The 13,373-nt window shown below is 69.0% G+C and carries 15 protein-coding genes; 10 read left to right on the forward strand and 5 right to left on the reverse strand.

Features of this window, described 5'->3' with window-relative positions; genetic code table 11:
* Positions 1-233: 233 nt before the first annotated feature.
* The 6 genes from ACFVYL_RS21205 to ACFVYL_RS21230 all read left to right on the forward strand — a co-directional run bounded on the left by ACFVYL_RS21205 (position 234) and on the right by ACFVYL_RS21230 (position 6,057).
* Positions 234-1,256 carry a dTDP-glucose 4,6-dehydratase gene (locus tag ACFVYL_RS21205; protein ID WP_389718316.1) on the forward strand — a complete coding sequence of 341 codons (1,023 nt, stop codon included), beginning with the start codon at positions 234-236 and terminating at the stop codon, positions 1,254-1,256.
* On the forward strand, positions 1,253-2,320 hold the full coding sequence (locus ACFVYL_RS21210) for an ATP-grasp domain-containing protein (protein ID WP_389718319.1): 1,068 nt from the start codon (positions 1,253-1,255) through the stop codon (positions 2,318-2,320). Before ACFVYL_RS21205 ends, ACFVYL_RS21210 begins: the two co-directional genes overlap by 4 nt.
* Positions 2,298-3,458: a DegT/DnrJ/EryC1/StrS family aminotransferase gene (locus ACFVYL_RS21215; protein ID WP_389718321.1), complete on the forward strand. Its 1,161-nt coding sequence runs from the start codon at positions 2,298-2,300 to the stop codon at positions 3,456-3,458. Before ACFVYL_RS21210 ends, ACFVYL_RS21215 begins: the two co-directional genes overlap by 23 nt.
* Positions 3,455-3,925, forward strand: a complete 471-nt coding sequence (locus tag ACFVYL_RS21220; protein ID WP_389718323.1) for a low molecular weight protein-tyrosine-phosphatase — start codon at positions 3,455-3,457, stop codon at positions 3,923-3,925. Before ACFVYL_RS21215 ends, ACFVYL_RS21220 begins: the two co-directional genes overlap by 4 nt.
* A 62-nt stretch (positions 3,926-3,987) precedes the next feature.
* Positions 3,988-4,716, forward strand: coding sequence for a GntR family transcriptional regulator (locus ACFVYL_RS21225; protein ID WP_389718326.1), 729 nt, complete (start codon positions 3,988-3,990; stop codon positions 4,714-4,716).
* Positions 4,717-4,848: 132 nt separating this feature from the next.
* Entirely contained in the window at positions 4,849-6,057 is a 1,209-nt protein-coding gene (locus tag ACFVYL_RS21230) for a glycosyltransferase (protein ID WP_389718328.1), read from the forward strand.
* 418 nt (positions 6,058-6,475) lie between these two features.
* On the opposite strand, the gene ACFVYL_RS21235 is transcribed toward ACFVYL_RS21230, so the two are convergent.
* Together ACFVYL_RS21235 and ACFVYL_RS21240 are read right to left on the reverse strand one after the other, a co-directional pair.
* The gene (locus ACFVYL_RS21235; RefSeq protein WP_389718329.1) at positions 6,476-6,913 is read right to left on the reverse strand and encodes a DUF4259 domain-containing protein; all 438 of its coding nucleotides are present in this window, start codon (positions 6,911-6,913) and stop codon (positions 6,476-6,478) included.
* 54 nt (positions 6,914-6,967) lie between these two features.
* On the reverse strand, positions 6,968-7,642 hold the full coding sequence (locus ACFVYL_RS21240; protein WP_389718332.1) for a transposase: 675 nt from the start codon (positions 7,640-7,642) through the stop codon (positions 6,968-6,970).
* A gap of 15 nt (positions 7,643-7,657) precedes the next feature.
* Between ACFVYL_RS21240 and ACFVYL_RS21245 the strand changes: the two genes are divergently transcribed.
* A complete protein-coding gene (locus ACFVYL_RS21245; RefSeq protein ID WP_389718636.1) occupies positions 7,658-7,741 on the forward strand; it encodes a hypothetical protein in 84 nt (27 codons plus the stop codon).
* Positions 7,742-8,202: 461 nt separating this feature from the next.
* Here ACFVYL_RS21245 and ACFVYL_RS21250 read toward each other — a convergent pair whose 3' ends face one another.
* Together ACFVYL_RS21250 and ACFVYL_RS21255 are read right to left on the reverse strand one after the other, a co-directional pair.
* Positions 8,203-8,352, reverse strand: a complete 150-nt coding sequence (locus tag ACFVYL_RS21250) for a hypothetical protein (protein ID WP_389718335.1) — start codon at positions 8,350-8,352, stop codon at positions 8,203-8,205.
* Between the two features lie 209 nt (positions 8,353-8,561).
* Positions 8,562-9,290, reverse strand: coding sequence for an SDR family oxidoreductase (locus tag ACFVYL_RS21255; RefSeq protein ID WP_389718336.1), 729 nt, complete (start codon positions 9,288-9,290; stop codon positions 8,562-8,564).
* A gap of 104 nt (positions 9,291-9,394) precedes the next feature.
* Here ACFVYL_RS21255 and ACFVYL_RS21260 point away from each other — a divergent pair, with 104 nt between their 5' ends.
* From ACFVYL_RS21260 to ACFVYL_RS21270, 3 genes are all read left to right on the forward strand, one after another.
* On the forward strand, positions 9,395-9,655 hold the full coding sequence (locus ACFVYL_RS21260; RefSeq protein WP_389718339.1) for an acyl carrier protein: 261 nt from the start codon (positions 9,395-9,397) through the stop codon (positions 9,653-9,655).
* A gap of 86 nt (positions 9,656-9,741) precedes the next feature.
* Positions 9,742-10,857, forward strand: a complete 1,116-nt coding sequence (locus tag ACFVYL_RS21265; RefSeq protein WP_389718342.1) for a cytochrome P450 — start codon at positions 9,742-9,744, stop codon at positions 10,855-10,857.
* Positions 10,854-12,485, forward strand: a complete 1,632-nt coding sequence (locus tag ACFVYL_RS21270) for an AMP-binding protein (RefSeq protein ID WP_389718343.1) — start codon at positions 10,854-10,856, stop codon at positions 12,483-12,485. Before ACFVYL_RS21265 ends, ACFVYL_RS21270 begins: the two co-directional genes overlap by 4 nt.
* A 65-nt stretch (positions 12,486-12,550) precedes the next feature.
* On the opposite strand, the gene ACFVYL_RS21275 is transcribed toward ACFVYL_RS21270, so the two are convergent.
* On the reverse strand, positions 12,551-13,096 hold the full coding sequence (locus ACFVYL_RS21275) for an EF-hand domain-containing protein (RefSeq protein ID WP_389718345.1): 546 nt from the start codon (positions 13,094-13,096) through the stop codon (positions 12,551-12,553).
* Between the last annotated feature and the right edge of the window lie 277 nt (positions 13,097-13,373).

Consider the following 13,373-nt stretch of genomic DNA (forward strand, 5'->3'; position numbering starts at 1 on the left):
GTCCTCGGGCCCGGCCGGAACCGGTGCACTACCCCCGGTCGGGTGAGGAATGGGCGCCTCACCTCACCGGTACACCGTGTGCTCGTCGCCGGCCAGCGGGAGCGAGCACACGGAGGGGGTCCCTCCCCCCTGTAGGGGCCCTCCTGGGTGCCGCGCTTTCAGGCGCGGGCGCGGCACCCAGGACCCACCCATCCCTCTCCACCTCTCCCTACCACCCGGATCGAGGTCAGGACATGGAAAATGTGCTCGTGACCGGCGGCGCCGGATTCATCGGCTCCCACTTCGTGAAACGGATTCTGCGGGCCGACGATGTCGCTCGGGTGACGGTCCTGGACGCGCTCACCTACGCCGGGAACATCGCGAATCTGGGCGAGGCCTTCCTCTCGCCCAAGCTCGAATTCGTCCAGGGCAACATCCTCGACGAGGCTCTGGTCACCGACCTCATGGCGTGCCACACGGCAGTGGTGCACTTCGCGGCGGAGTCGCACGTGGACCGCAGCTTCCTGGAGGGCGGCACGTTCCTGATGTCGAACGTAGTGGGCACCCACATCCTCCTCGAAGCCGCCAAACGCACAGCCGTGGAGAAGTTCGTGCACGTCTCCACCGACGAGGTCTATGGCCCACTGCTGAAGGGCGCCGCGCGTGAACGGGACCCGCTGAACCCCTCCATGCCCTACGCGGTCTCGAAGGCCGCCAGCGACCTGGTGGCGCTCTCCGCGTACACCACTGATGGGGTGCCGGTATGCGTGACCCGCAGCTCCAATCAGTACGGGCCCGGCCAGCATCCCGAGAAGATCATCCCCCTATTCCTGACGGCTCTCGTCAAAGGCCTGCCCGTCACCCTGCACGGCCGGGGCGAGCACGTACGCAACTGGCTGCACGTCGAGGACAACTGCGTCGGCCTTGAACTCGTCCTGCGTGACGGCGTCCCGGGCGAGATCTACAACCTCGGCGGCGGCACGGACCTGACGAACAAAGAGCTCACCGAGCGGATCCTGCGCCTGTACGGCGCGAGCTGGGACCTGGTGACCTACATCCCCGACCGCAAAGCGAACGACCTGCGCTACGCCATGGACTGGTCGAAAGCCGCCAGCACCCTGGGGTACCAGCCCGGGCGGGACCTCGACGAGGGCCTGGCCGTGACCGCGGACTGGTACCAGCGCCACCCCGACCGGTGGGCGCCCCTGCGCCGCAACCCCGGCGCGCCGATGGCGCAGATCCAGGTAGCCGCCCGCGAGGAGCGAGTCCCGCGGTGAACCGTGCCGCGCGGCGGCCTCGCCGCATCCTCGTCACGGGCGTGGGCGGCGCCCCCGGCCTCGATCTCGCCCGCCAGCTGCTGGAGTTGGGCTGTGACGTCATCGCCGCCGACGCCGACCCGCTGGCGCCCGGCCTCCTCCTGGCGGGTGTCACCCCGCGTGTCGTCCCCGTCGCGGGCCACCCCCAGGCCGCGGACGAACTGATGCTGCTCTGCCGTGAGTTGCGCCCCGATGCTCTCATGTCCACCGTTGAGGCGGAGCTGCCGATGCTGGGCGGCCTCGCCGGCCAGTTGCACGCCCTCGGGGTGCGAACCTGGCTTCCCGGGCCGGCCGCGATCACCGCGGCGATCGACAAGGCCGTCTTCCACGACATCCTCACCCAGCACGCTGTGCCCACCCCTCACACGATGCTCCCCGGCCAGACCGACGGCACGCTGACCGACGACGGCCGCGAGTGGGTGGTCAAGCCCCGGCGCGGCCAGGGCGCCAAGAACGTGCACTTCTGCTGGACCCGGGCCGAGGTGCATGCGCTGTTCGGCCTGGTGCCGGACCCGATCATCCAGGCCAAGGTCGAGGGCCGCGAGTTCACCGCGGACTGCCTCGTTGACCGCGTCGGCCGCGCCTCGCTGGTCCTGCGCTGGCGCCTGCTCGTCAAGGGCGGTCTGGCCGTGGTGTCCAGCACCTTCGCCGACGAGCAGGTCAGCCAGGTGGTCACCGCGGCGCTGGCCGCCGTCGGCGCGGCCGGGCCGTGCTGCGTGCAGGGCTTCGTCTGCGACGAGCCCACATCGAATCGGGTCGTACTGACCGAGATGAACATGCGCTTCGCAGGCGCCTTCCTGCTCTCCCAGGCGGCCGGCGCCGACTTGGTCCAGCAGGCCCTTAACGGCCTCTTCGGCGAGCCCGTCGACCACTCCCGGTTGCGCTACCGGCCCGGCCTGTACCTCACGAAATCCTCGGACACGCTGGCCGTGGGGGACGTCTCCACGCTGCCGGCCGACCGCTATGCCCCGCGCGCTCACCGCTCCTCAGGAGGAGAACAGCATGACGACCACCCCACCGCGTAGAGCGGTATCGGCTGCCGCGGGACAGTGCGCCCGGCCCTACCTGTACGGGGAGGAGGAGATCGCCGTCGCCGAGGTGCTGCGCGGCGGCTACTACGCCCATGGCGTGGTCACCACCCAGTTCGAGAGGGAGATCGCGAAGTTCCTCGGCGTGCCCGACGCTGTCGCGGTCAGCTCGGGCACCGTTGCCCTGCAGATCGCCCTGCGCGCCGCCGGAGTCGGCTCGGGGGACGAGGTCATCGTCCCCTCGCTGACGTTCTGCGCGACCGTTCAGGCGATCGTGGCCTGTGATGCTCGCCCCCGTTTCATCGAGGTCAACGCCAACACCCTGTGCGTAGAGTCCGCGGCTGTCGCTCAGGCCATTACCTCCCGCACCCGGGCGGTCGTCCCCGTCCTGTACGGCGGCCGCGCCATCGATCTGACCTCGCTGGACGACATCCTCACCGACAAGGGGATCGACATCGTCGAGGACGCCGCGCATGCCTTCGGCTCCTTTGAGGGCACGGTGAGGGTCGGAGCGTCCGGGAAACTCACGTGCTTCAGCTTCGGGCCGATCAAGAGTCTGACCTGCGGGCAGGGCGGCATGGTCATCCCGCGGGACCGCCGCGAAGGCCGCATCGCCCGCTCGCTGCGCAACCTGGGCATCGTTCAGTCCGCCGACCAGCGGGCGGCGGCCACGACCTACATGGTCGACGGGCACGGTCTGCGGGCCCAGATGTCGAATCTGAACGCCGCGGTCGGGCGCGTCCAGCTCGCCCATTTCCCTCAGGCGATGGCCCAGCGCAAAGCGCTGTGGACCTCCTACGAGCTCGCGCTGCGCACCATCGACGATGTGGCCGTGGTGGACGTGGACGTGGAGCACTCCACCCCGTCGATGTGCGTCGTGCGCCTGCCCGAGCAGTTCAGGAAGCGCGTGTTCGGTCTCCTCAAGGAGAAGGGCGTGGGGGTGGGCGTCCACTACCCGCCCAACCATCTGCAGCCCGCCTTCGAGGCGCTGGACCACAGGTCCCTGCCCGTCACCGAGCTGGTCGCCCGCCAGATCCTGACCCTGCCCTTCCACCAGCGCCTGACCACCAGCGACGTCGTGCAGATCGCCGGTCTTCTGGAGCAGGCTCTGGCCACAGCAAAGGCAGCCCGGTGACCGGCGGCGCCCAAGGACACCACCCGCGGCGGATCCTGACGGTCTGCCTGGGAAACTACTGCCGCTCCCCCGTGGCCGCGTGCATCCTCACCCACCACGGCGGCGCCGGACTCGAGATCCGTTCAGCGGGGATACGGGACAAGTGGGCAGGCCAGCCCGCCCACCCGCTGATGATCGAGGCCGCGGCCGCGCACGGCTACGACCTCACCGGCCACCGGGCCGCCCAGGTCACCACCGCGCTCTTGGAGTGGGCCGATCTCGTCCTGGCCATGGACCTGTCCAACGTGGCCGCACTCTGCGACCTCGCCACCCCGCGTACACGCTCCAAGGTGCGCCTCTACCTCCCCGGCAAGGACGTGCCCGACCCCTGGGGCCGGCCCCGCGCCGCCTTCGACCACTGTCTGACCGTCCTCGAAAACGGCGCGGACCGCTACGTGCCCCGAACAGCGCATCCTCCCCCCGCCTGAGAAGCACCCCCCCTGCACTCCCCGGCCCTGTTCCCCAACGAAAAGGCACAGTTCACCAGACGATGACCGACCTCCATGACCTGCCCCAGGAGACCCTGCGAAGACTCCCCAAGAGCGCCCGCGCTCCGGCCCTTCAGCTCTATGCGGTACTACTGGGCGAGATCCGCAGCGGAGAGCTGGCGCCCGGCCGGGTGATCACCTATGCCGAGCTGGTCAGCCGCCACCGCGCCAACTGCGTGGTGGTCTCGGGCGCGCTGCAGCTACTGCGCCATGACGGCCTGGTGGAAACCCGCCCCCGGCTGGGCACGCGCATCGTCGTCGAGGGCGAGACGTGGGCCGTGCCCGGCCAGGACGAGGACATGCCGCTCGCCGTGTACGTCGAAAAAGAGATGCGCCGCAGACTCGCTGACCGGGTGTATCCGCCAGATACCCGGATACCGATCCTGGCGCTGCTCGCCGAGGAGTTCGGGGTGTCCGTCATGACCGTCCGCACCGGTCTCAGCCCGTTGTTCGATGCCGGATTCCTGATCACTAAAGGCCACAAGCAGGACGGGACGAAGGTGACACGGCGGGTCGACCACACGCCGCGTGCCGACCTGCTCACGCTGGCCGAGCGGCCCGCCCATCTCCTTGGCAAGCTCTACCCGGCATGGGGAGAGGCCAAGACACTCGCCGACTGGAGCCGCGACAAGCGGTGTGCGGTGCCCTACGGGACGCTGAAGGCACGGGTTATCGATCACGGGTGGCCCGTGAAACGGGCCATCACCACACCAAGGAGGACCCGCCCGTGAGTGGCACGGGCGGCTCCCATCGGTGTGGGAGGCTCGCCCCCTGCGCGATCCAAGGCTGGGCCCCTGCTCCCTGCGCCCCGATGAATCGTTTGGCACGGATCTCTCAACGCGACAGATGAGGAACCCCCTCTTGTGAACCACGACGTGAGCCTCCCCCACCTCCCCGCAGACCCGAGCCGTCCCTTCCGCCTCATCGTGACGGGCGGCGGGACCGGCGGTCACACCTACCCCGGACTCACCGCAGTCCGGACGCTCCAGAATCGTCTGACAGCCGCGGGCAGGCCGCCGCTGGATGTGCTCTGGATCGGAACTGCGGACGGCCTGGAGGCTCGCGTGGCCCCCGAGGAGGGCATCGCGTTCGCGGAGGTCGCCACCGGCAAGATCCGCCGCTCGAAGAACCCCCTGAAACTGGCCTCGCCCGCCAACGTGCGGGACATGGCCCGGGTCCCGCTCGGCGTGGCCCAGGCCCGCAAACTCGTCGCCGACTTCCACCCCGACGTCGTGCTGGCCACCGGCGGCTACGTCGCCGTGCCCGGCGGACTCGCCGCCCGCCTGTGCCGGCGCCCCCTGGTTCTGCACGAGCAGACCGTCCGCCTTGGCCTGGCCAACCGCAAGCTCGCCGGGGCCGCCACACGCATCGCCGTGTCCTCCGAGTCCACCCTCGCCCTGCTGCCCGAGACCGCCCGGCACACCGCGGTGGTGACCGGCAACCCTGTACGGCCTGAGGTGTTCAGCGGCCAGGCGGACAAGGCCATCGAGACGCTCGGACTCCAGGCGTTCGACCGCCGTCTGCCCACCGTGTACGTCACCGGCGGCGCTCAGGGCTCTCAGCAGATCAACGACGTGGTGGTGGACTCCCTCCCCTGGCTCCTGGAACGGGCCAACGTCATCCACCAGTGCGGCCGCGACCACCTGGGCGCTCTGCGCCAACGCACCGCGGGCCTATCCAGCGAGCTCGCCGCGCGGCACTACCTGACCGAGTTCGTCGGGCCCGAGCTGCCCGACGTCCTTGACCTGGCCGACGTCGTGGTTTCCCGCAGCGGCGCCGGCACCATTGCGGAGATGACCGCGCTCGGCAAGGCGGCCGTCTTCGTCCCCCTCGCGACGTCCGCGGGCAACGAACAAGTGCACAACGCACGGCACTTGGCCGATTCGGGGGCCGCGGTCGCCCTGCTCGACGGGGTTACCTCGCTGACCTTCCAAGGCGCCGTTGCACCGCTGCTGGCCGACCCCCAGTACCGCACCGCGGTCGCCGACCGCGCCCGTGAACACGGGCGTCCTGACGCGGCGGCCCGATTGGTCGATGTCGTTCTCTCCGCGGCTGCAACAAACGGGCAGTAGCAGGGTCGTCAGAGTGGAGGCGGTTCCTCGTCGCCACCGCCGGATGGTTTGCCCTGAGGCTGGAGGGCCAGAGCGTTGGGATTCTACGGATCGCAACGCAAGGCGCCCCCGATGCGGCCGCCGTTCGCGAACAGCGGCCGCGAGGGAGTTGACGTAACGGAATGCATCCCTGATGCGTCTCCCTGAGTGACCATGGCCTTGGAGCGGGCCCGGAATTCTCATCGGAGAGGCCTGCACGTGACCGACGAGTCCTCGTCCTTTCCCGTCACCGCGACCAAGCATCCGCACCGCATCATGCCTGTGCTTCACGCCTCTGTGGCCTGCGCATAGAGGGTGTGACACAGCTTCTCATCGAGCGGTACGGACCGAACTCCGAGCGCGACGACCACTCCTGTGGTCCGTGACTGTGGGTCACCGATTAGATCTCGAAGAGGGCTTGCTCTTGTGGAGGGACCGGAGGGTCAAGAATGTCGCGAAGGCGGGTGATGTCGTGGCGCCACTGTGAGCCGTTCGCAGCGTCGTCCCAAAGTTCGGCGAGTTCAGACCGCTCGAAGGCCGCTTGGTCCAGAGCCTCGACGGCGAGCGCACGCAGGTCTGTGGGCAACTCTGGCAGCGGCTCTGACGGGCCGTAGTTCGAACATGTCAGTTCGCCATCAGGGCACTGAGCAGCGATCAGTGCGGCCGCGGCCACTGCTCGCTCGCCGTCGGAGGTATCCAGGAAGTCCGCAGGGCCAGCGGCGCGTTTGAGCGCGCCACGGATCAGGGCTTCGCGTTCTTCCAGGGCTGCCTCGTCCAGGTCACCTCCGAAATCGGCGGCGGTGTCGTTATCGAAGGGGCCGATGTCCCAGGTGCCCATTTCTCTCCTCGCTTGGCCGTCTGGAGATCGTCGCATTGGCCACTGACAGAGAAGTCAGGAGGCAAGCAGTATCCGCTTGCGCAGGAGCTTGAAGCCCGCACGACCGTACATCTGCCGCTTGAGCATCTTGATCCTGTTGACGTGTCCTTCGACGACGCCTGAGCTCCATGGCAGGGTCAGGCCGGCGATGACCGCGTCAAGGTCGCGTTCGAGGTGATGGGCGAATCGGCTGAGGCTTGGCAGGTCGGTGGTGGTTCGGGCGGATACGATCCACTCCGGCAATCGGTCGCCTTGCAGCTCGGTGACCATGTGGGCGAAGGACCGCACGTGGTCGACAAGTGTGGTCAGTTCGGGGCAGTTGGCCAGGACGGCCTTGAGCTGAATCCGGTCGCCTTCGGGCAGGGCATCGGGGTGGGTGAGGATCCAGCAGGTGACGGCGCGGGCCGACGGCGGACGAGGGCCGATTGGCTGGGGTTTGCCGCGAAGGTTCTTGCTGACGTAGTCGCGGACGCCGGCGTAGCCACGGGGATAGCCCTGTTCCCTTAATCTCCTCCCATAATTTCCAGGCGTTGGTGCAGCCCTCCCGCCAGCGGAGGGCTTGAAGGCGTCGAGCCTGGTCGCGCGGTAGCGCCTGGACCGGCCAGTTCTACAAGCGCGAGGGACACCCTCAGGTCCCGAGGAAGTGGGTCGAACGGACCGTCGGCGACAACCAGGAGGAACGGGGAACACGAGCTGGGGGCCTGGATCGGGAATCAGCGCAGCCGAGCCGCCACCCTGACACCAGAACGGATGGAACTGCTGTCCGCCATCGGCATGCGATGGACTTGACGGGCAGGTGCTGCAGTGGGCTGGGCAGGACTTCTGTCCAGCCGCTGCCGCCGGTGTCGAGATTCCGGCCTTGCTTACAGTCCCGGTTCCTTGGGGTAGACGGGGACACCGTAGCCCTCGTCTCGCAGCCACTCACGTGTCACAGCGGCTCGCTGCCGGAGGGTGAGGTACGTGCCAACGTCTCCGCCTGCGCCGGTGTGCATAACCAGCGTGGAGCCGTCCTCCATCGCTTGCAGAAACGTGTCGGACACCTCGAGCATGGTGTCTTCGTCCAGTTGCTGCTCATTGAGCCACCGGGCCAGGCGGTCACTGGCCTGTCGCCACTCCGTCTGGCGCTCGTCAGACCGAGGTAGCTGGTGATCGCGACCTGAGCAAGGTTGGCGTGGCGCTGCTCGTCCGGTGTCATGGCACCATCCTGCTGTCTGCACGGGCGCCCCGCGAAGTGAGCAGCAGCTGGCGCGCTACGGCAGGTCTTCCAACTGGGCGAGCAGGCCTGCGGCGGCGGTGACGGCCGCGACGGCGTCGGCTCGGGTCCAAGTGAAGTTCTCGGTGGTGCCCGCGTCATCGTGCGGAGCGCCGCTGAAGAGGTTGAAGGCGCTCTGGATAAACACTGCCCAGGGCCCCCTGATCCCGTTCCGCCGGCTTCATGCGGAGGCCAGGTAGGCAGCAACCGCCTCACTGTGCGGGAACTGGCGGTGCTGCGCCCCGACAGCGTGAGGTCCGGCCGGCCGACGACGTAGCGTACGGGAAGGGTCGGGGGGCCGCTGACGTTCCCGGCCGGTCGGTAGGGGCCCTGCCGGGCGAGCCCGGGGCCGGGCCTCTACAGCATTCCCCCGGTGGCGGAGATGGTCTGGCCCGTGATCCAGCCGGAGTCCGGGCCGGCCAGGAATGCGACGATGCCGGCGATGTCATCGCCGGTGCCGAGGCGGCCGAGCACGGTGTTGCGGGCTGCGCGTTCGAGGAGTCGCGGAGGCAGGGATTGCCGCAGCATCTCGGTGTCGGTGGCGCCGGGGGCCACGCAGTTCACCGTGATGCGGCGCGGCCCGAGCTCCTGGGCCGCTACCGCGGTGAACTGTTCGACGGCGGCCTTGCTGGCGGCGTATACGGCGTTCCCCGGCGTGGGGCGGCGTACGCCGATGGAGGACATGGTGATGACGCGGCCGCCGTCACGCAGACGGGTGGAGGCATGCTGGAGGGCGAGGAAAGTGCCTTTCGTGTTGACGGCCATCACGCGGTCGTACGTCTCCTCACTCGCCTCCTCGATGCGCGAGTGGGGAAGCCAGACCGCCGCGTTGGCGACCAGGACGTCGAGAGCGCCGGTCGCACGTTCCGCCTCTGCGAACAGGTCGGCGACCTCGGCAGAGTCGGCGAGGTCGGCGCGGACCGGATGGGCCCCGGTGGCGGCGGCGACGTCCTTGGCCGCCTCCTCGGCCCGGTGGTAGCCGAAGACCACCCGGGCCCCGTCGGTGGTGAGCCGCTCCACGATCGCCCGGCCAATTCCGCGTGAGCCGCCCGTGACCAGCACGGTACGTCCCGTCAAGCTTCCCATGAGACCCCGTTTGGTTACAATGCGTTGAAAACTCATTGCATAGAGTAGCATTCCTGAGGCTTTGACAATCAGCGGTTGGGAAACGCGAGTTGAGCGATCGACGGATGAGCAGCTCGGAGATCCGGGCCGTGCTCGTGGACGCCGTACGGGAGTTGCGTCCCGAGTTCGCTGAGTTGCAGTTCACCGGCGACGAGCACCTCAGCGCCGAGCTGGGGCTGGACTCGGTGGCCCGGGTGGAGCTGCTGGTGGCGCTGGAGGAGGAGTTCGGGATCGAGGACGAGGTGGACCCGAGGATCTTCATGACGCCCGCGACTATGAACGCCCTTGTGGAGCAGCTGGCGACCACCGAGGACTTCTGCCCGTGAACACCGGAGCGGCGGTCGTCGCCCCGGCCCGGGAAGACGAGGGAGACGCCGGTCACGGCGGGCAGTGCCCGATGGGCGGGAGGCGGGTGTACCTCGCCGGCTCGGAGATGGCGGAGCGGTTCTTCGGTGCCGGGGACGACGAACTGTCCCACGCGGAGGGCTGGGACGTCGTATTCGGCGGGAGGTTCGGCCGCGGTGTCCTCAACCTTGACGGCGACCGGCACCGCTCCTACCGCCAGGCGCTCATGCCCCTGCTGCGCCGCAGCGCGCTGACGGCTCATCAGGAGACCATCACGGAACTACTGGTGTGCGCCGTGCGATCGCTGCCCGTGGGCACGCCGGTAGACCTGCACAACTTCACCCAGTCCCTGACCTTCAAGGTGGCGGCGCGCGTGTTCGCCGGGATGGACGAGCATGAGGCCGATGAACTCCAAACCCTTTTCGGCGAGTTGCGGACGCCACCCGCCGGGGAGCTCGGTACGCCCGGCGGCAATCACGCCGCTCGGCGAGTGGGCCGCGCGCGGCGTCGGGTGCGCGAGCTGCTGCGCGGCGCCGTCTGCCGTCTCGAGCACATCGACGGGCCGGTGAGGCGGCTACGTGCGCTGCCCGATCCGCCGCCGGACGATGTAATCGGTGAGAACATCGCCATCCTGATCCTCGCGGGGTACGAGACCACGGGCTACCTCAGCGCCCGGCTGTTGTGGCAGTTGGCCCGCCATCCGCGCGAACAGGAGGCGGTACGCGGGGAGCCGGGCGACCCGGCGACCGCGCCGCGGCTAGACGCGGTCTTCAGCGAGACTGCCCGTCTGCACCCACCGCTCGCGTGGCTGCCCCGCAAGGCACGGACCGACCTCGGCGTCGGCGGCACGAAAATCTCGGCCGGCACCGAGGTCTTCTACTCGGTCTCGGACACTCAGCGCGACCCCGAAGTGTTCGACGATCCGCACGCGTTCCAGCCGCAGCGGTTCGCCGAGGGCGAGCGGCACGGCCGCTTCGCACTGACGCCGTTCGGCGCCGGCCGGCGGATCTGCGTCGGGATCCACCTCGGCACGCTGGAAACGAAGCTGATCGTCTCGAGCATCGTGCGGGCCTTCCGCCTCAGCGCGCCGGAAGGCCCCTACATCGGCGATGTCTCCCACAACGGCTCCACCGTTGCCCCCGCCGCGCCGCTCCTGGCCCGGCTCGACCGGATCTCTGGATGACCATGCGGACGCTCGCCTGCTCCACGCTCTGCGACGCGGTACGCGCGCTCGGCCCCGAGGTGTCGGTGGCCTACCCGCGCACCGGCGAGCGGTTGGGCGCCGCCGACCTCGACACCGCGTCAGCGCAGTTCGCGCACCGCCTGGTGGAAGCCGGGGTGCGCCCCGGAGAGGTCGTCGGCCTGTTGGCGCTGACGGGCCCACAGGTCCTGGTCGGGCTGCTGGGAATCGTACGTGCCGGTGCCGCGGCCAGCATGTTCCCGACCACCGCCGGTACGCCCGAGCGCGAGGCCGAGCGGCTGGCTCCCGCAATCGACACCGCCGGCATGCGGCACCTGGTGGTGCACCCGGACTGCGTCGGCACGGCACGGGCTCTCCAGGGCCTGCGTCCCGCCCTCACCGTGGTGGCAGCGGACAGTTCCGCCGCCACCTCCCCTTCAGGGCGACTGCCGCGGGTCTCACCGGAGGATCTCGCGGTGGTCCAGTTCACCTCGGGCAGCACCTCCGCCCCCAAAGGAGTAATGCTCCCGCACTCCACCGTACTGGCCGGGCTGCGGGCAATCGCCACCTCCGCGGAGATGGGCCGTGACGACGTGATGGTGACCTGGGTGCCCCACTTCCACGACATGGGCCTGTTCGGCCCGTTGGCCGTCCTCTTCGCGGGCGGCAGCGTGCACGTGATCCCGCCGCTGGAGTTCGTACGGCGGCCCGGCAAGGTCCTGCGGCTACTCGCCGAGACCGGCGCCACCATGATGACCGGGCCGGACTTCTCGTACCAGCGGCTCGCAGCCGCGGCCACACCTGAGCTGACGGCGGAGCTGGACCTGTCGCGGTGGCGGCTCGCCTTCAACGGCGCCGAGCCGGTCCAGGCCGCCACCGTCGACTCCTTCAGCACGCGGATGGCGGCTGCGGGCGTCGCCCCGTCGACGATGTACCCGGTGTACGGCATGGCTGAGGCCACCTTGGCCATCACCTTCCCAACCCCGGGCATCGCGCCGCGCCTCGTCCACCTGGACCGCCGGCGCCTGTCCGACGACGGGCTCGCTGTCGAAGTGTCTTCGGACCACCCGCTGGCGAAACCACTGGTCAGCGTCGGCCGACCGGTGCTGGGAATGCGACTGCGGCTGGTGGACACTGCCGGCGCGACATGCGGGCCGGGGCAGTTGGGTGAGATCCAAATCTCCGGACCGGCGGTCACCACCGGCTATTACGGAGCCACCGCCGCCACCGCCGAAGCATTCGACGGGTCCTGGCTGCGCACCGGCGACCTCGGGCTCCAACTCGACGGTGACCTATTCGTCACCGGCCGCCGCAAGGAAATGATCATTGTGAACGGGCAGAACCACTTCCCCGAGGACGCCGAAAGCCTCACCCGTGAACTGCCCGGCGTGCACCGGGGGCGGTGCGTCGCCTACGCGGACACCGCCAGTGAGCGCCTCACCGTCGCGGTGGAGATCGCCCCCGGCAGCGACCCCGACAGAGTGGCCGGGCACGTACACCGAACGATCTGCGAACGTCTGGGCACGGCGGCGGTGCACGTTCACCCCCTGCGCCCCGGCTGGTTGCCCCGCACCACCAGTGGCAAGTGGCAGCGCGGCCTGGTCCGCGACCTCCTGGCAGACAGGCCGTGAAGCACTGAGGCGGCCCGGGTGTGCTGCCTCCTCGAGCGGATGGCAGCACAGCCGAGCCCGTTGGGTCAGATCTTGCCGAACAGGTGGTTGCCCCCGGCGTTCGCGTCCTCGCTCAGGAAGAACTCCTCGACAGCCTTGGCCAGTTCGGCCTCGGTGACGTAACCATCACCGTCGAGGTCGATTCGCGCCATGGCGGCTTCGTGGTCCGCGTCGCCCATACCCAGACCGGCGTGCGCCTTGGCCAGCTCCGCGCCATCCAGTTTGCCGTCACCGTTGGTGTCGCACAGGTCGATGATCGCCTTGGCCACCGGCTGGATGTGCCGCCGGTACCCTTCGCCGGTCGCGGCATCGGACCGCAGCCCGGCCACATACTCCTCGCGGCTGACCGAACCGTCACCGTCGGCGTCAAGGGCCTGCCGCATGCCCTCCCACAGCGCCTGGTAAGCATCGCTGAGGGCACGGTACTTGGGCGATTCCGGAGCCTGGGCGAACTCCTGCCCCATACGGGCGACGATCAGATCAAAGTCCTCCTGGCTGATCCTGCCGTCGCCGTTGGTGTCGATCAGGTCGAAGTGCCGGGCGATCTTGCGGGTCAAGAGGTCAGCGGCCATGAAGCTTTCTCCTTGCTGCGGGAATGAACCGACTCGTCACTCAGAGTACACGCCTGAATGCGGACCGGAGTTTGCGATGGCCACGACGTCGGCCACCACCTCGTCCGGAATTGCCGAGGCGCTGTCGTTATGACTGTGTGCGCAGCGATAGGTCTTTTGATGTGCTGATGCCGAAGTTGTGCGAGGAGCCCCGGCCGGGGCTCAGAGAACCACATAGGGGTCAGGGCAACACACAACGCACCGGACCGGCGTACGAGACGCAACATCTGGAGGTGTG

It is taken from the genome of Streptomyces sp. NPDC058308, assembly GCF_042880275.1.
In the GTDB taxonomy this organism is placed as follows: domain Bacteria; phylum Actinomycetota; class Actinomycetes; order Streptomycetales; family Streptomycetaceae; genus Streptomyces.